General features: G+C 71.1%; 15 protein-coding genes and 1 pseudogene. 13 read left to right on the forward strand and 3 right to left on the reverse strand.

The genetic code is table 11. The features are described from left to right. Window positions 1–89: 89 nt before the first annotated feature. The 8 genes and pseudogenes from AVL59_RS47360 to AVL59_RS02095 all read left to right on the forward strand — a co-directional run. A pseudogene (locus AVL59_RS47360) lies at window positions 90–302 on the forward strand (hypothetical protein); the annotation flags it as partial. Next, a complete protein-coding gene (locus AVL59_RS02070) occupies window positions 299–694 on the forward strand; it encodes an ASCH domain-containing protein (protein WP_067299503.1) in 396 nt (131 codons plus the stop codon). The pseudogene AVL59_RS47360 and the gene AVL59_RS02070, both read left to right, overlap by 4 nt. Continuing rightward, the gene (locus AVL59_RS55495) at window positions 615–878 is read left to right on the forward strand and encodes a DUF397 domain-containing protein (protein ID WP_079146489.1); all 264 of its coding nucleotides are present in this window, start codon (window positions 615–617) and stop codon (window positions 876–878) included. The genes AVL59_RS02070 and AVL59_RS55495 overlap by 80 nt, the downstream gene beginning before the upstream one ends. Before the next feature lie 293 nt (window positions 879–1171). Then, complete coding sequence (locus AVL59_RS02075; protein ID WP_067299504.1) at window positions 1172–2215, forward strand: hypothetical protein; 1044 nt, start codon at window positions 1172–1174, stop codon at window positions 2213–2215. 477 nt (window positions 2216–2692) lie between these two features. Then, window positions 2693–3964: an aspartate kinase gene (locus AVL59_RS02080; protein WP_067299505.1), complete on the forward strand. Its 1272-nt coding sequence runs from the start codon at window positions 2693–2695 to the stop codon at window positions 3962–3964. Continuing rightward, window positions 3964–5043, forward strand: a complete 1080-nt coding sequence (locus tag AVL59_RS02085) for an aspartate-semialdehyde dehydrogenase (RefSeq protein WP_067299506.1) — start codon at window positions 3964–3966, stop codon at window positions 5041–5043. The genes AVL59_RS02080 and AVL59_RS02085 overlap by 1 nt, the downstream gene beginning before the upstream one ends. Before the next feature lie 394 nt (window positions 5044–5437). Next, on the forward strand, window positions 5438–6040 hold the full coding sequence (locus AVL59_RS02090; protein ID WP_067316791.1) for a SigE family RNA polymerase sigma factor: 603 nt from the start codon (window positions 5438–5440) through the stop codon (window positions 6038–6040). A 128-nt stretch (window positions 6041–6168) separates the two neighbouring features. Next, window positions 6169–7257: a hypothetical protein gene (locus AVL59_RS02095; RefSeq protein WP_067299507.1), complete on the forward strand. Its 1089-nt coding sequence runs from the start codon at window positions 6169–6171 to the stop codon at window positions 7255–7257. A 31-nt stretch (window positions 7258–7288) separates the two neighbouring features. On the opposite strand, the gene AVL59_RS02100 is transcribed toward AVL59_RS02095, so the two are convergent. Then, window positions 7289–8080, reverse strand: a complete 792-nt coding sequence (locus AVL59_RS02100) for an SURF1 family protein (RefSeq protein WP_067299508.1) — start codon at window positions 8078–8080, stop codon at window positions 7289–7291. Window positions 8081–8537: 457 nt separating this feature from the next. On the opposite strand from AVL59_RS02100, the gene AVL59_RS02105 reads away from it, so the two are divergent. Both AVL59_RS02105 and AVL59_RS02110 read left to right on the forward strand, forming a co-directional pair. Beyond that, window positions 8538–8765 carry a hypothetical protein gene (locus AVL59_RS02105; protein ID WP_067299509.1) on the forward strand — a complete coding sequence of 76 codons (228 nt, stop codon included), beginning with the start codon at window positions 8538–8540 and terminating at the stop codon, window positions 8763–8765. A gap of 350 nt (window positions 8766–9115) precedes the next feature. Further along, window positions 9116–10909, forward strand: a complete 1794-nt coding sequence (locus tag AVL59_RS02110) for a S9 family peptidase (RefSeq protein ID WP_067299510.1) — start codon at window positions 9116–9118, stop codon at window positions 10907–10909. 148 nt (window positions 10910–11057) lie between these two features. Here AVL59_RS02110 and AVL59_RS02115 read toward each other — a convergent pair whose 3' ends face one another. Beyond that, window positions 11058–12893 carry an NAD-binding protein gene (locus tag AVL59_RS02115; RefSeq protein ID WP_067299511.1) on the reverse strand — a complete coding sequence of 612 codons (1836 nt, stop codon included), beginning with the start codon at window positions 12891–12893 and terminating at the stop codon, window positions 11058–11060. A gap of 156 nt (window positions 12894–13049) precedes the next feature. Between AVL59_RS02115 and AVL59_RS02120 the strand changes: the two genes are divergently transcribed. From AVL59_RS02120 to AVL59_RS02130, 3 genes are all read left to right on the forward strand, one after another. Then, window positions 13050–14132, forward strand: a complete 1083-nt coding sequence (locus tag AVL59_RS02120) for a permease (protein WP_237281422.1) — start codon at window positions 13050–13052, stop codon at window positions 14130–14132. Further along, window positions 14129–14845 (forward strand): TIGR03943 family putative permease subunit, encoded by a 717-nt coding sequence (locus AVL59_RS02125; RefSeq protein WP_067299512.1) that lies wholly within the window; start codon window positions 14129–14131, stop codon window positions 14843–14845. Before AVL59_RS02120 ends, AVL59_RS02125 begins: the two co-directional genes overlap by 4 nt. 157 nt (window positions 14846–15002) lie before the next feature. Then, on the forward strand, window positions 15003–16526 hold the full coding sequence (locus AVL59_RS02130) for a serine/threonine-protein kinase (protein ID WP_067316794.1): 1524 nt from the start codon (window positions 15003–15005) through the stop codon (window positions 16524–16526). A gap of 18 nt (window positions 16527–16544) precedes the next feature. On the opposite strand, the gene AVL59_RS02135 is transcribed toward AVL59_RS02130, so the two are convergent. After that, window positions 16545–17060, reverse strand: coding sequence for a hypothetical protein (locus AVL59_RS02135; protein ID WP_067299513.1), 516 nt, complete (start codon window positions 17058–17060; stop codon window positions 16545–16547). Between the last annotated feature and the right edge of the window lie 39 nt (window positions 17061–17099).

Consider the following 17099-nt stretch of genomic DNA (forward strand, 5'->3'; position numbering starts at 1 on the left):
CAGCCGGGCTCCGATACTGCCGCGAGCCCGGTGGTGGCGGCCGGCCTGCGCAAGCCGCGCCGCCTGCTCGTACCGCCCGGTCCAATAGGTGCGATGGCCGTGCGCCCTCGCCCGAGGGGGCCGCCGACTGGATGCTCGACACCCGTCAGTGGCCTGGCACCGTCGCGGAGTATGCAGAGCGGCTGCTCGCCATGACCGATACGTTGCTGTCCGACCCCCGCCACTTCTTCCGCTCGTACTCGGCCTCCGAGATCAGCCGCATGATGACTGCACCAGCCACCAGGAGCGTCCCCGCCCCATGACCGACACCACCGCCCGTGTCCGCGAACTCAACCTCTACCGCCAGTACTTCGACCTCGTCGCCGCGGGCACCAAGACCATCGAGGTGCGGGTGAAATACCCGCACCTCGCCGACCTCGCCGCAGGCGACGTCATCCGCTTCCGCATCAAGGGCACGGACGAGACCTGCGAGGTCAAGGTCAAACGCGTCACCGAGTATCCAAACTTCGAATCTCTGCTTGACGGCGAGGGGCCGGCGAATGTCAACCCGACCGCCACCCGTGACGAGCAATTGACCAACATCCGCTCCGTCTACCCGCAGGAAAAGGAAGCCCTTGGCGCCCTCGCCATCGAGATCGAACTCGTTTCGGACAGCCGTAGCCAGCGCGGGCCTCGCACCCGCCACGAGACGTGAAGCCGGCGCTCAGTCCGACAACCCTGAGTCGAGTTACAGCGATGACGAAGGCGCTGACTGTGTCGAGGTAGCCGTGTCCGCCGACATCCATGTCCGCGACTCCAAGGCCTCTGGCGGCCCCCAGCTCCACATCACCACCCCCGCCTGGAAGGCGTTCATTTCCGCAGTTCAGCCCGGAGCTTGAGTCTCGGGCTTCGAGCTCCTCCCATGGGTTTTCCGGGTTTTGGTTTGGTTGAAATCCAACCCAACCAACCAAGCCTGTACGTGAGTTGAGGCGTCGTACCCCACATGGGTGACGTTCCGTGATTGGCTTGCATCGGAATGTAAAGCCGCTCTAGGTTCGCGGCAAACGACCAAATAGTTCGGCCCCGGTCGGTGCGCCAACACCGGCTCCGGGGCCTGACCTCGGATCGAAGAGGAAGTTCGATCGTGGCTTACGCCCAGCCTAGCCCTGCCCTGCCGTCCCCGTCCCACCCCATGGCCAAAACGGGTTACGGCAAACGCTCCGCAGGTGACGAAGACCCGCACGCAGATCCGGACTTCGCACACCTGCACCCCCGCGACGCCGAGATCGCCGTCTTCATCGACCACCTCGACAACGGCCACGCGATGGGCCACAAGGTGCTCGCGGCGGAACACCCCCGCTACGGACAGCAGGCGTTCCGCACCGCGCTCAACCACCTCACCGAGGCCGGCCACCTGCGCTGGATCAAGGAACACATCACCGTCGAGGACAACTCGATGCGCTGGGTGACGCGGACGTACTGGTCGCGTACGCCCAGGTCGCCGGAGTGGTGGGCCGACTTCGCGCGGGAACGCGACGGCAAGGATGTGACGGACTACCAGCCGGGCCTGGCCCGCACCGAGGACCCGGCACCACGGTCGGCCCCCGGAGTCGTACCGGGCGACGAACCGACCCCTGACGAGCCCGGCGCCGCGTACCGCATCCTCGCCGGACTCCGTGCCGCAGACCCTCGTATGCCTCTCTCCGAAACCGACTGCCGGTCCCTCGAACACCTCGCCGCGGAGTGGCTGTCCCGTGGCGCGACACCGAACGACATCACCCGAGCCCTGACCGACGGGCTCCCATCCACTGTCAGCAACCCTGGCGGGCTCGCCCGCAATCGACTGGAGGCAAAGATGCCCCCGCAGAAGAGCGACACCTCCACCGCCCCGGCTCGCCCCCTCCGTGGCCGGGTCACCCGCGTGATCATGGCCTGTGCCAGCTGCGACCAGGACGAACGCACAGTGAGGATCGACCGGGGCATCTGCGAGGACTGCCGCAAGGAGTGCGCGGAGAACCCGATGACCGATGAGGACATCGCCAAGGGCTTCGCCGAGATCGCCCACCTCGGCGTCACGTCCGCCCGCTTCCTCAAGCAGAAGCTGGAACGCCGTACGGGCGGCGCCGTACCCGACACGTTCCGCTCCGTGCCGATCGAGGACCGCGTCTTCTACCACTACCGCGACAACCGCGACCGCATCGCGAACGGGCTCCCGCCGAGGCGCTGGAACCCGTGAGTCGAGGACGAGCAGCGATGGAGGAGTACGAGGCGGAGTACGGACCGTTCTCCGCAGCGGAGGTGGCAGGGGCGGACGCCTGGGCCGGCGACCTCTTCGGGCCGGCCGGTGGGGAGCGGCGCGGCGCATGAGCCACGTTTGCGAAAGCGGCCGCGGTTCTCTGCCACGAGAACAGGACGTCCGACGTCATCGATGCCAGCGTCGTCGTAGCCTCCATCGTCTACGACGAGGCCCCGATCCTGACGGACGACCTGGGTGACATCCGAGCCCCCTGGACACCGAGCCGCTCAAGGAGCTCGTCGCTTGAAACTTGATCCACAGCGGTCACTGTGACCCGGGGCACTTTCCGCGTGGCGTGCGGAGCGGTGGGCAGGTTCGGAGGCGAGCGCCCGACGTCTCACCATGCGGGAGCAGGAGGGTCGATTTCGGACGCTCGTTAGACTGAGCCGACACAAACGAACCGAGCGAGGAGCGCACGTGGGCCTTGTCGTGCAGAAGTACGGAGGTTCCTCCGTAGCCGATGCCGAAGGCATCAAGCGCGTCGCCAAGCGGATCGTGGAAGCGAAGAAGAACGGCAACCAGGTGGTTGTCGTCGTTTCCGCGATGGGCGACACGACGGACGAGCTGATCGATCTCGCCGAGCAGGTTTCTCCGATGCCTGCCGGGCGTGAGTTCGACATGCTGCTGACCGCCGGAGAGCGTATCTCCATGGCCCTGCTGGCCATGGCGATCAAAAACCTGGGCCACGAGGCCCAGTCGTTCACCGGCAGCCAGGCAGGTGTCATCACCGACTCGGTCCACAACAAAGCCCGGATCATCGACGTCACGCCGGGCCGGATCCGGGACTCGCTGGACAAGGGCAACATCGCGATCGTCGCCGGCTTCCAGGGCGTGAGCGCCGACAAGAAGGACATCACCACGCTGGGGCGCGGTGGGTCCGACACCACGGCCGTGGCGCTGGCCGCCGCGCTCGACGCCGAGGTCTGCGAGATCTACACCGACGTCGACGGCGTGTTCACCGCCGACCCGCGCGTGGTGAAGAAGGCGAAGAAGATCGACTGGATCTCCTTCGAGGACATGCTGGAGCTCGCGGCCTCCGGCTCCAAGGTGCTGCTCCACCGCTGTGTGGAGTACGCCCGCCGCTACAACATCCCGATCCACGTCCGCTCCTCCTTCAGCGGGTTGCAGGGCACGTGGGTCAGCAATGAGCCGATTGGGGACAAGAAGGTGGAGCAGGCCATCATCTCCGGTGTCGCGCACGACACCTCCGAGGCCAAGATCACGGTCGTCGGCGTGCCGGACAAGCCGGGTGAGGCCGCCGCGATCTTCCGTACCATCGCCGATGCCGAGATCAACATCGACATGGTCGTGCAGAACGTGTCCGCGGCCGCCACGGGCCTGACGGACATCTCCTTCACGCTGCCGAAGACCGAGGGCCGCAAGGCCATCGACGCGCTGGAGAAGAACCGCCCCGGCATCGGCTTCGACTCGCTGCGCTACGACGACCAGATCGGGAAGATCTCGCTGGTCGGCGCCGGTATGAAGACCAACCCCGGGGTCACCGCCTCCTTCTTCGAGGCGCTGAGCGACGCGGGCGTGAACATCGAGCTGATCTCGACCTCCGAGATCCGTATCTCGGTCGTCACCCGCGCCGACGACGTGCCGGAGGCCGTGCGCGCCGTGCACACCGCCTTCGGGCTCGACTCCGACACCGACGAGGCCGTCGTCTACGGAGGCACGGGCCGGTAATGGCGCCGACCGGGAAGCCGACGCTCGCGGTCGTGGGAGCGACCGGAGCCGTCGGCGCGGTCATGCTCCAGATCCTGTCCCAGCGCGCGGACATCTGGGGCGAGATCCGTCTGCTCGCCTCGCCGCGCTCGGCCGGCCGCAAGCTGGCCGTGCGCGGCGAGGAGGTCGAGGTCACGGCCCTGACCGAGGACGCCTTCGACGGGGTCGACATCGCGATGTTCGACGTGCCCGACGAGGTCTCCGCCCAGTGGGCGCCGATCGCCGCCGCGCGCGGCGTGGTGGTCGTCGACAACTCCGGCGCCTTCCGGATGGATGCGGACGTGCCGCTCGTCGTACCCGAGGTCAATCCGCACGCGGTGCGGATCCGGCCGCGCGGGATCGTCGCCAACCCCAACTGCACCACCCTGTCGATGATCGTCGCCCTCGGCGCGCTGCACGCCGAGTTCGGGCTGCGCGAGCTGGTGGTGTCCTCCTACCAGGCGGTGAGCGGGGCCGGCCGGGCGGGCGTCGAGACGCTGCGTTCCCAGCTGTCCCTGGTCGCCGGCACGGAGCTGGGCACCACACCCGGCGACGTACGGCGGGCCGTCGGGGAGGAGACCGGGCCGTTCCCGGAGCCGGTCGCGCTGAACGTCGTCCCGTGGGCCGGATCGCTCCGGGAGGACGGCTGGTCGTCGGAGGAGATGAAGGTGCGGGACGAGTCCCGCAAGATCCTCGGACTGCCGACCCTGCCGGTCGCCGTGACCTGTGTACGGGTGCCGGTGATCACCTCGCACGCGCTGACCGTCCACGCCCGCTTCCAGGGCGAGGTGACCGTCGACGGTGCCCGCGAGATCCTCGCCACCGCCCCCGGGGTGGTGCTCTTCGACGACCCCGCCGCCGGTGAGTTCCCCACGCCCGCTGACGTCGTGGGCACCGACCCGACCTGGGTCGGACGGCTGCGGCGGGCCCTTGACGACCCCACCGCGCTCGAACTCTTCGTGTGCGGGGACAACCTGCGCAAGGGCGCCGCGCTCAACACCGCGCAGATCGCCGAGCTGGTGGCCGCGGAGGTCACGGGTGGGGCGGCGGCCCGTGAGTAAGACGTTTGTAGGATCCGTGTAAGAAATGTGGCCGGGAGCATGGTCCAAACCACTTGTACCGCGCTCCTCGGCGACAGAGGATTTTCCTCCCCGCTCTCCGCAACCGCGCGAAGGGCGGGGAGCGTCTTTGCGGTCACCCTTGCGGGGCGTGAGACGTGAGGATCCTGGCGTGGGGACGCCGTGATCGGGGCGTGGGGACGCCCGTTCATATGGGACATAAGGGAAGAGCGGGACGCATGACGGCACTTGCTTCACCGTCGGTTGTCGCACATGTGACGCCCGGCACGTACAACCCTGGCGGGGGAAGACGTGTCCAACTGGCGTGGCAGAGGTACTCGAACTCCGTGCGGCCGCTCGCGGCACCGCAGCGCTCCGGCCGCGCCTTCCCGGCGGCATGCCGGTGATCGCGCCCATGCCCGCAGCGCGGCCCGCCCGCATACCCAGCCAGCGCGACGGCTCCGACGGCTCCGGCGGCACCACGGCCACCGAGGACGACGCGGTCGTCGGCACCACCGTCGACCACCTCACCGAGACCTACCGGGCGCACTACCGCTCGCTGCTCGGCCTCGCCGCGCTCCTGCTCGACGACACCGCCTCCTGCGAGGACGTCGTGCAGGAGGCCTTCATCCGCGTCCACTCGGCCCGCAAGCGCGTCCGCGACCCCGAGAAGACCCTCGCCTACCTGCGGCAGACGGTCGTCAACCTCTCCCGCTCCACCCTGCGCCGGCGCATCCTCGGCCTGAAGCTGCTCTCCAAGCCGATGCCCGACATGGCGAGCGCGGAGGAGGGCGCCTACGACCAGCTGGAGCGGCGCGACCTCATCAAGGCGATGAAGGGGCTGCAGCGCCGCCAGCGCGAGGTCCTCGTGCTGCGCTACTTCGCGGACATGACCGAGGCGCAGGTCGCCGAGACGCTCGGGATCTCGCTGGGCTCGGTGAAGGCGTACGGTTCGCGGGGCATCGCCGCACTGCGGGTGGCCATGGAGGCACCGTCATGAGCGAACGCGATCAGGCGGGCGATTCCCATGAACCCCACTCCCGAGACCGCCATGAGCCCGACGTCCGGCACGAGCCGGCGAAGCGGCACGAGCAAGAGCACACGCAATCGCACGCTGGGAACGGAACTGTGAACCACGGCCCCGACGACAAGAGCCCCGAGGGGCTCGGCCCGGGCCTCGACGGGCTCGACGGGCTCGCCCCGGACGAGTCGGCCCTGCGCCGGATGCTGCACTCCGCGGTCGACGACATCGAACCGCGCTCCGGCACCCTGGACCATCTGCACCGGGCCGTACCCGCACGGCGGGCCCGCAAGCGTCAGGCCGTCGTCGGCATGGCGGCCGCGGCCCTGTTCATCGGCACCGCGATCCCGGCCCTGATCCACGTCTCCGACTCCGGTGGCTCCGACACCAACACCGGCCTGGCCGGGCAGTCGTCCCAGGCACAGGGCGGGACCAGCCAGGGCAAGAACCCGGACGGCGGCTCCAGCAGCGTCGGCGGCACCCACGGCACGACCCCGGGGCACGGCAGGAGCAGTGGCAAGGGGAGCACGCCGGGCAAGCACGACGGCAGCGGCGGCACCTCGTCCGGCGGCGCGAACCCGTCCGCCACCCTGGCCGCCGGTACCTCGGTGTGCACGGCGGCCCAGCTGGGCTCCGCCACCCAGAGCGTCGACGCCCCCGACTCCGCGGGCGTCGTCTACGGCACCTTCCGCGTCACCAACATCTCCTCCTCCAGCTGCAGCGTCGGCGGCGCGGGCGCCGTGGACGTCGCGGCGCAGGGCGCCGCCGACCCGGCCAAGATCGGCAAGGCGCGGCACGCGTCCGGGGACGCGGCGGCCGGTCTGCCCGACCCCTCCCTGGAGGTCTCGGACCTGGTCCTGCAGCCGGGCGCGGCCTACGAGGAGAAGTTCGCCTTCGTCCCCTCCGAGACCTGTCCCACCACCGGCGGGGGCACCTCCACCACCGGCGGCTCGGACAGCGGCGGCCCCTCGCCGGACCCGACGCCCAGCCAGGACACCGGTGCCACCGGGAGCACGGACACCGGCACCACCACGGCGGGCACCACGCCCCAACTCGTCGCCGAGGACGGCACGACGGCCGACGGCGGCGTCCTGGTCACCCACACCGCCCAGGGCGGCACGCCGACGGTGTCGGCGACGGTGTCCAACGCGTGTGCGGGGACCGTGTACTACACGGGCGTGCTGGCGGGGGCGTAGCACGGGGCGCTCGCGGCTCGCGCAGTCCGGTTCAGCCGCTGGACACCTCGACCCGGGGTTCCTCCTCGGGCACCAAGCCCAGGGCGGCGTCCCGCTGGTACTCCACCTCGCGGCGCAGCAGCCGGAACCACATGAAGACCACGAAGCCCGCGAAGACGAACCACTCCCCGGTGTAGCCGAGGTTCTGGAACGCCTTCAGGTCGAGGCCCGTGTCGTCCGGCGCGGTCGCGGGCACCGCCTTCATCCCCGCGTCGGCCTTGTCGAGGGTGACCCAGGCGTCGTACAGCCGGTACGGCACCAGGTTCACCAGCGAGGCCGAGCTGATCGCCGCCGTCTGCCCGGCGGGCAGCCCGCTCTGGGCGCTGACCCCGTTGTCACCCGGGCTCTCGGAGGCCTGCAGCGCACCGGTGACGGTGACCTCGCCGGCCGGCGGGGCGGGAGCCTTCGCCGCGTCCGCCGTGCCCGGCAGCCAGCCCCGCACGACGGGCAGGGCCTTGCCGGAGTCGGTGCGCAGCAGCGTCAGTACGTAGAAACCGTGCTTGCCGTCCAGCTCCCGGCCGGGCACCAGGAGTTGCTTGCCGTACCGGCCGCTCGCGCTGACCCGTCGTCCCGAGGTGCTCTTGTCGACGGGCAGCTGTGTGGCGAGGGGCCGGGCCGCCTCGTGTCTGTCGGAGGCGGCCTGCTCGGTCGCGGCACGGTGGTCCTGCACCCGTCCCTCGAACCGGCTCAGCTGCCACGTCCCCATGAAGACGCAGAACGGGATGGCGAGCAGCACGAAGACGTTGATGCCCCACCAGCGGGGTGTCAGCAGAAACCGGTACACGCCCTCAACGGTACGGCCGTACGGAACCGGACCTTTTGCGGGGTCCGGTTCCCGGGGGCGCACGGCGGGCCGCGTGGCCTTCGGCGAGCGGACGAGCGGGATGCGGACGATCCGCCCGAAAGCGGTAGTGGCCGTCCCGCGGCTCGAGGTACCCGAAGCGCCGGAAGACCGGGACGTCGTGTTCGCGGACCAGGGTGTCCGGGCTACGCGGGAGAGGGAATCTTCGGCCACCGAATTCCGGGGAACACTCATCTGGCGAATGCGAAGCTCGATGAAATCCGGTCCGGCGGCGAAAGCAATTTCTTGCGTTTCGGGTAATGCTCCGGTGAAGATTCTGTGTGATTGATCAAAGAGTCCGCAATGACTAGACTTCATCCGGCGTCGGCAGACCACCGACGTCCTATGGGCTCTACGGAACGGGGTTTAAGTGAGTAAGCTCAGGAGCAAGCTGGCGGCAGTGACCGGCCTGGCCCTGGCGGCCGGCACGCTTCCGCTGATATTTGCCGGTACGGCGCAGGCGAGTGCCTTTGACTGCATGAAGTACCTGGACAGCAAGGGCTACCGAGTCGGCCCGAAGGTGGAGGCCGCCTGCAACCTCGACGAAGGCAGCTGCATCCTCGAACTGGGAAAGCTGCATGTTGCCCAGCCGGTTAAGCTCGAGGCCTGCTACAGGATCCACCGCTAGCAGAGGCGATCTGGCGCGTTGATCTGTCGGCGGGCGATCGGTCGACAGGCCGGGGCGGATATTCCATCCCCCTGGGCGTTTTAATCCGACGCACTACATCGCCCGCCGACAGGCACCTGAAGTGCCGTAATTCCGCACCCACCCGAAGCGGACGCGGCGGAGCACGTCCTGTCCGACGGATTCATCGTCTTCATCGTCGGAATGGGACCGCTCCCCCTCTCCGGCCGGCCGTCGCGCACGGGACCGGAAGCGAGGCCCGAGTCGGCCATGACGCCCCACCCCGCTCCGGCTGGACGCCCTCTGCCCGCAGACACCTCGGAGACCCGGAGCTCATCGGGTTACATAGAGGCATGAGCGACGCAGAAGCCATGCCCGACTGGGAGAAGCGGTTCCGTGCCCCGCGCGTCTCCCTCCCCGACTGGGCGGAAGACGCCCCCGACCGCTCCCTGTTCGTGTCGAACGCGACGGGGACGTACGAGCTGTACGCCTGGGACCGGGCGACGGGCGGGCAGCGGCAGGCGACCGACCGGCCGAACGGCACGACGGACGGCACACTCTCCCCGGACGGCGAGTGGATCTGGTGGTTCGACGACAAGGACGGCGACGAGTTCGGCGTCTGGCGCCGCCAGCCCTTCGCGGGCGGCGCGGACGAGACGGCCGTCCCGGGCCTGGAGCCCTCCTACCCGGCCGGTCTGGCCCTGGCCCGCGACGGCCGCACGGCGGTGGTCGGCCGCTCCACGGACGAGGAGGGCACCACGATCCACCTCGCCCGCGCGGGCGAGGACCCGGCCGAGATCTACCGGCACCGCGAGTCGGCGGGCGTCGGCGACCTCTCGCACGACGGCTCGCTGATCGCGATCGAGCACACCGAGCACGGTGACGCCATGCACGCGGCCCTGCGCGTGCTGCGCCCGGACGGCACGGCGGTCGCCGACCTGGACGACACCAAGGGCGGCACCGAGGAACTCGGCCTGGAGGTCCTCGGATTCGCTCCGGTCGACGGCGACACCCGCCTGCTCATCGGCCACCAGCGCCGGGGCCGCTGGGAGCCCCTGGTCTGGGACGTGGCGACGGGCGAGGAGAAGGACCTGGACCTCGACCTGCCCGGAGACGTCGCCGCCGAGTGGTATCCGGACGGCAGCGCCCTGCTCGTCGTCCACAGCTTCGAGGCCCGCAGCGAGCTGCTCCGCTACGACCTGGGCGCCGGTGAGCTGAGCCGCATCCCCACCCCGCCCGGCACGGTCTCCGGGGCGACGGCCCGCCCCGACGGCAGCGTGGAGTACCTGTGGTCGTCGGCCGCCGAGCCGTCGGCGGTCCGCTCGACGTCCGGCGGGGTGGTCCTGGACCCGCCCGGCATGAAGTGCCCGCCGTCGGTGCCGGTCGAGGACGCGTGGGTGGACGGCCCCGGCGGCCGCATCCACGCCCTGATCCAGAAGCCGGCCGGCAGCACCGGCCCGCTCCCCACGGTCTTCGACCTGCACGGCGGCCCGACGTGGCACGACAGCGACTCCTTCGCCGCGGGCCCCGCCGCCTGGGTGGACCACGGCTACGCGGTCGTCCGCATCAACTACCGCGGCTCCACGGGGTACGGCCGCGCCTGGACGGACGCCCTGAAGCACCGGGTCGGCCTGATCGAGCTGGAGGACGTGGCCGCGGTCCGCGACTGGGCGGTCTCCTCCGGCCTCGCGGACCCCGCCCGCCTGGTCCTGACCGGCGGCTCCTGGGGCGGCTACCTCACCCTGCTCGGCCTCGGCACCCAGCCCGAGGCGTGGACGGTGGGCGTCGCGGTCGTGCCGGTCGCGGACTACGTCACCGCGTACCACGACGAGATGGAGTCCCTGAAGGCCATGGACCGTACGCTGCTGGGCGGCACACCGGAGGAGGTCCCCGAGCGCTTCGAGGCGTCGTCCCCGCTGACCTACGTCGACCAGGTCAAGGCCCCCGTCTACATCTCGGCGGGCGTCAACGACCCGCGCTGCCCGATCCGCCAGATCGACAACTACACCAGGCGTCTGGAGGCCCGGGGCGCGGTGCACGAGGTGTACCGCTACGACGCGGGCCACGGATCACTGGTGGTGGACGAGCGGATCAAGCAGCTGAGACTGGAGATGGAGTTCACGGGGAGCCATCTGCCCGAGGCGTGAGCCCCCGGGCTCCTTTCGCCGGAGGTGCTGCCGGGTGACGAGAAGAAGGGGGCTCTCCCGACCCTTTCCGGGTTGGGAAAGGTCCTTTTCGGCCGGCGTGGGGCGAGGAGGAGGGCGGGAAGCGCACCGGGGGGAGCACCTGGGCTGGTCAGCCGAGTTCGGCCAGGCCTCGGCGGGTTGCGGCGACCACGACACGGTCCCCCTTCTCCAGCACGTGATCGGGAGAGACATCGGCCCGCCCCTCCAGCGCCAGCACCCGCCACGCCCCCGCCCGGAACGCCTCCGCCACGGTCCGCCCCTCCAGCTCCGGGTGCCCGTCCACCTCGACCGCGGCGAACAGCAGCACCCGCCGCTCCACGGGTATCGCCCCCAGTACCTGCCGCCCCAGCATCGCCCCCGCGAACGCCGGTGCGGCCAGGTACGACACGCTCCGGCTCCGCGTCGAGGCATGGGGATGGGCGGCCCGCAGCGTCCGGTACACCGCGGTGGCGAAGTGGTCGTCATACAGCCGCAGCACCACCCGGAGATCCGGCCGTACGGACCGCGCGTACAGCGCGGCCTCCAGATTGGTCGTGTCCGCGCTGGTCACCGCGAGCAGCGCATGCGCCCGATGGATCTTCGCGGCCTCCAGCACCCCCTCCTGCGTGACATCCCCGAGTACCACCGGGACCCGCAGCCGCCGCGCGGTCGCAAGGCCGCGCGCCTCCGGGTCGGACTCCACGCACACCACGGGAACGTGCAGCTCCCGCAGCCGGGTCAGCACCCGGGTGCCGATCTTCCCGAGCCCGAGCAGCACCACATGCCCGCCCAGCCCGCGGGGCGGCTTGCGCAGCCCGGAGGTGGTCCGGAAGGTGCCGAGGGCTTCGAGCACGGCCGCGAGGAGGACCGGCAGCAGCAGCAACCCGACCAGGCCGGACAGGAGTTGGAGGATCTGCCGCCCCAGCGGCGCCCCGATCGCGGGGTCGTCGATCGCGAAGAGGTCCAGCAGCGTCAGATAGAACGCGCGCAGAGGGTGGGTACCGGTGACGAGCCAGAGCGCGACGGCGAGCGCCACCACACAGCCCACGATCCCGGCCAGCGACCAGCGCAGCCGCCGCGAGAAGAGGGAGGCGAGCGGCGGTACGCCACCCACCCCGCGCCCGGTCGCGGCCGACTCCGGCCCGCCGAAGGACGACACCTGCTCCAGCACCACGGCGGCCCGCCCGGCGGCCCGCCGTACCTCCTCGTCGTCCGGCAGCAGCCTGGGCCCCTGGTCCCCGTTGCCCTCGGAGCCGTCCGCCCCGGCGGGATCCGCGCCGGTCGCCGAGAGCAGGGCCAGCGTGCACAGCCCGGGACCGGCGACGTGCCCGTCCCGGGACGGCTGCCGTTCCACGGCCCGCAGCAGCAGGCTGTCGGTCTGTACGACCTTGCTGGTGCCGGCGACGGCCGTGGCGACCAGCGCGGGCGCGGCGGTGTCGGCGTCGGACAGGACGGCCGTGGACGCCTCCGGGCCACCGGCCGCTCCCTCGCCGGAGGCCAACGCGGCCGCCTGGTCCAGGAGTTCCTCGATGTGCTGGCCCAACCGGCGGTTGTACAGCCGCAGCACGAGCCTGAGACGCGGGTTGAGGCGGCGGGCGGTCAGCGCGGCCCGGATGTTCGTCTCGTCGTCGTCGTACACGAGCGCGAGCGCGGCGGCCCGCTCCACTCCGGCCTCGGCGAACACCGCCTCGGTCAGGTCGGCGGCCTCCAACACCCGCTCCCCGTCGGCCCGGTGGCCGTTGGCGCCGCTGCCCGCCGTGGCGGTGGATCCGCCGGCGCCCCGGCCGACGGCGGCGCTGACCACCCGGTCGAGCAGCGCGGCCGAGGCGGCCCGGGCCCGTCCGGCCACCGGGAGCCGTGCCGTGCGCTCGCTCGGCGGCACCACGAGGATGACCTGCTCGCCATGGACCCCGCGCAACTCGGCGGCCAGCCGGTACGCGAGGCCGTCGTCGCCGCACACCACCATGTGCGCCGGCGGGGCACCGGGCCCACCTTGATACGGAACACTCGCCACGAGGGAAAAGAGTGCCCCAAGGAGTCGGGGGGTTCCAGGATGAGGTGAACACCTGTGGCGGGAACCGCGTACCGATGGGGAGGGAGACACAGCCGGAGGTACGCACCCGTGGCCATCACCGAAGACGCCCCGCCCGGCGCCGCCGAGCCCGCTGCGGCGCGCCCGCCCGACCGACGGGCGGGCGGCGAACGGCCCGAGGACCGGCCGGACGAGCACCACGGTGAGCAGCCCGGCCCGGGAGACAGGCGGCTGAGTTCCCCTCTCGTGCTGACGATGGTCCTGCTGCTGGCGGTGCTCGCCCAGTCCCCGATCCGCGGGGCCCTCGGCACCCCGCTGATGCAGAGCTGGATGACGGTGTTCGTGGCCGTGACGGTCCAGGCGCTGCCCTTCTTGGTGCTGGGCGTTCTGCTCTCGGCGGCGATCGCGGTCTTCGTGCCTCCGTCCTTCTTCGCGCGCGCCCTCCCCCGCCACCCCGCCCTGGCCGTGCCGGTGGCCGGGATGGCGGGCGCGGTGCTGCCGGGCTGCGAGTGCGCGTCGGTCCCGGTGGCGGGCGCGCTGGTCCGCAGGGGCGTGACCCCCGCGGCGGCCCTGGCCTTTCTGCTGTCGGCTCCCGCGATCAACCCGATCGTGCTGACGGCCACGGCGGTCGCCTTCCCCGGCAGGCCGGAGATGGTCCTGGCCCGGTTCGCCGCCAGCCTTCTCGTGGCGTGCGCGATGGGCTGGCTGTGGCAGCGCCTGGGCCGTACGGACTGGCTGCGACCGCCGGCCCACGGCGCGCACGAGGGCGAGACCAAGGGGGAGGCGTTCTGGAACTCGGTCCGGCACGACACCATGCACGCGGGCGGCTTCCTGGTGCTGGGCGCGATGGCCGCGGCCACGCTGAAGGCGGCGACCCCGGCGGCCTGGCTGCGCACGGCCGCCGACAACCCGCTCTTCTCGATCCTCGCCCTCGCCGTGCTCGCCGTACTCCTGTCCATCTGCTCGGAGGCGGACGCGTTCGTCGCGGCCTCCCTCACCCAGTTCTCCCTGACGGCCAAGCTGGTGTTCCTGGTGGTGGGGCCGATGATCGATCTCAAGCTGTTCGCGATGCAGGCGGGGACCTTCGGCCGTGGCTTCGCGCTGCGCTTCGCCCCCGCGACGTTCGTCCTGGCCGTCGCGGGCGGCGTGCTGACCGGGACGGTGCTGCTGTGAACCGGCAGGCGCAGGCGGCGGTGATGTTCCTGCTCGGCGCCGCCCTGCTGCACGCGGGCGCGACCGATCTGTATCTGCGCTACGTCAAGGCGGGGTTGCAGCCGCTGCTGCTGGCGTCGGGCGCGGTCCTGATCGCGGCGGCCCTGGCGACGGCGTGGTACGAGCGCAAGCGGGCCAAGGCGGCGAGGGCCTTGGGCCACGCTCACCCGGAGCCCCGTATCTCCTGGCTCCTTCTGCTCCCCCTCCTCGCCCTGATCCTCATCGCCCCGCCGGCCCTGGGCTCGTACAGCGCGCTGCGCGCCGGTACGGCCCTGCAGAAGCCCTACGCCTACGGCACCCTGCCCGCCGGCGACCCGGTCCCGCTCAGCGTGGTCGACTACGCCTCCCGCGCGGCCTACGGCCACGGCCGTTCGCTGCACGGCCGTTCCGTCCGCGTCACCGGTTTCCTCGCGCTGGACCGCGCCGGCACCCCCTACCTGGTCCGCATGGCCCTCAACTGCTGTGCGGCGGACGCCCAGCCGGTGAAGATCGCCCTGACCGGCACGCTGCCCCCGGTCCTGCGGCCGGACGCCTGGCTGGAGGTCACGGGCACCTACAGCCCCAGGTCGGCCCGCGACCCGGTCAACAACGGTCCGATTCCCTACCTGAAGGTCACCTCCGCGAAGCCCGTTCCGACCCCGCGCGATCCCTACGACGAGACCTGGAACAACTGAGGCGACCCGCCCGCCGGCCGCTGGGACGCGCCGCGGCCGTGCCCGTTGACGCGATGGGCGTGCCCGTTGAATCGGATGAGTTAGATCGGATGAGTTATCGTGCCTCGTCGACCACGACTGTTCGCGAATGGGAAGCGAAGTAGGAGACGATCTCACGGTGTCCGATCTTGGACGGCTCGTAGCCGGCCGGTACCTGCTGGTGGAGCGGGTGGGCAGCGGCGGCATGGGCACCGTGTGGCGGGCCGAGGACAAGTTGCTCGGCCGTCACGTCGCCGTGAAGAAGCTGCACATCCCGCCGCATCTGCACGACGACGAGGTCCACAGGCTTTACGAGCGCACCCGTCGCGAGGCCCGCAGCGCCGCCCGGATCACCCACCCCAACGTGATCGTGGTGCACGACGTCGTCGATGACGAGGGCCTGCCGTGCATCGTCATGGAGTACATCCCGTCGGTCACGTTGAGCGATGTCCTCAAGCGTCAGGGTGCGCTGGCCCCTGAGGAAGCCGCCCGGATCGGCCGTGCCACGGCCGCCGCCCTGCGCGCCGCCCACGAGGCCGGGGTCCTGCACCGGGACGTCAAACCCGCCAACGTTCTGCTGGGTGACGGCGGGCGGATCGTCCTCACCGACTTCGGGATCGCCATGGAGTCGGGAACGTCCTCGCTGACCAAGTCCGGCGAGCTGATCGGCTCCATTCGCTACCTGGCGCCCGAGCGCCTCAGGAGCGGGCACCGGGAGCCTGGTCCCGCCAGTGATCTGTGGTCCCTCGGGGCAACGCTGTACCAGGCGGTCGAGGGGCGGCACCCGTTCCACCGCGACACTCCCATCGAGACCGCGTACGCCATCGCCACCGACTCGTACGAGCCTCTCCGCAACGCCGGCGACCTGGCCCCGGTGATCGAGGGCCTGCTCGTCAAGGAACCGGAACAGCGGATGGACGTGCACGAGGTCGAACGCCTCCTGGGCGAGGTGACCGGCACACGTACCGCTCCCGTCGATCCGCCCACGCTCTCGGACCGTGCCGTGGACCGCACTCCTTCCGGACGAAAGGGCGGCGGCCGTCGCCGCACGGTGATGCGGTCGGTCCTGGCCGTGGCACTCGCCGCCGGTGTGGCGGGCGGTGCGCTGTGGTGGCTCAGGGACCGTGCCGATGCGCCGCACACCCACCGGGCCGATGCCTCCTCCGCCTCCTCGCCGAGTACCGGCCCTTCCGGCTCCACCGTGCCGCCGTTGCCGGACGGTTACCACCTGGCGAAAGCGGACACCGGCATCTCCGTGCCGGTCCAGGACGGCTGGACCAGAAAGACGCTGGCCGGTGGTGAGGTCGGCTACATAGACCCATCCGGCAAGGTGGGCCTGAGGGTCAACGTCGTCCAGTTCGCGGGCACCGATCCGCTGCAGCACTGGCGTGAGACGGAAGAGGACCAGACCCGTCGCAAGAATCCCAACTACGAACGGGTGCGGATGGCCGCGACCACCTTCCGGGGACGGCCCGCCGGGTACTGGGAATTCACCTTCGACGGCAGGGCACGGAAGTACCGGGGGGCGGAGCTGGCCTTCGCCGGCGCCGACGGCACCCAGTACGTGATCTACCTGTCCGCGCCGGACGCGCAATGGCACACGTACCGGCCGGTCTTCGACACCGCCGTCAACGGGGCCCGCCTGAGCGGCGACGAACGCTGAACCAGGGCGGGAAGCGGATCAGGAGAGCCCCGATGCGCGCAGGACCGCCCGGGCCTCGGCGTCGATCTGGCGGCCGAGGCGGGCCAGGACGTCCGCGCCGTGGCGCAGGGTGCCGCGTTCCAGGGAGCGGCGTACGCCCGTGTCGAGCTCGTGCCAGAGCAGCGGGTTCGCGGCGAGGACCCGGGGATCGAGCTGGATGCGATGGCCGTGGACGTCCCGCAGGACGAGGTGGGAGGAGATGCCGCCGTACTGCCGTACGGCCGCCAGCGCGTCCGTGTGGACCACGAGGCGGCGCCAGGGGGTGCGGACGGCCAGCCAGCCGGGGCCCGCGCTGACCCGCTGCGGCAGCAGGACGACGCACACCGCCACCGACAGGGCGATCCAGAGCAGCGCGCGCGCCGGCGTCAGGCTCCCCGCGTCCCAGTCGACGAGCAGGGTCATGGCGCAGAACGTCAGGGCGCAGCCCAGAGCCAGCCGGGCGCTGCCACGCCAGTGGCGGTCGCCGGCCGGGCTCGCCGGTCTGCTCCGTCGCATGACAGCGACGCTAGGCGCCGTATGACGCCCCGCGACCGC

It is taken from the genome of Streptomyces griseochromogenes (assembly GCF_001542625.1).
Classification (GTDB): Bacteria; Actinomycetota; Actinomycetes; order Streptomycetales; family Streptomycetaceae; genus Streptomyces; species Streptomyces griseochromogenes.

Coding starts and splice junctions, on each gene's coding strand:
- AVL59_RS02135 (WP_067299513.1), bottom strand. CDS start 17,060: ATGCGACGGAGCAGACCGGCGAGCCCGGCCGGCGACCGCCACTGGCGT.
- AVL59_RS02075 (WP_067299504.1), top strand. CDS start 1,172: ATGGCCAAAACGGGTTACGGCAAACGCTCCGCAGGTGACGAAGACCCG.
- AVL59_RS02110 (WP_067299510.1), top strand. CDS start 9,116: ATGAGCGACGCAGAAGCCATGCCCGACTGGGAGAAGCGGTTCCGTGCC.
- AVL59_RS02085 (WP_067299506.1), top strand. CDS start 3,964: ATGGCGCCGACCGGGAAGCCGACGCTCGCGGTCGTGGGAGCGACCGGA.
- AVL59_RS02070 (WP_067299503.1), top strand. CDS start 299: ATGACCGACACCACCGCCCGTGTCCGCGAACTCAACCTCTACCGCCAG.
- AVL59_RS02115 (WP_067299511.1), bottom strand. CDS start 12,893: ATGGTGGTGTGCGGCGACGACGGCCTCGCGTACCGGCTGGCCGCCGAG.
- AVL59_RS02090 (WP_067316791.1), top strand. CDS start 5,438: ATGCCGGTGATCGCGCCCATGCCCGCAGCGCGGCCCGCCCGCATACCC.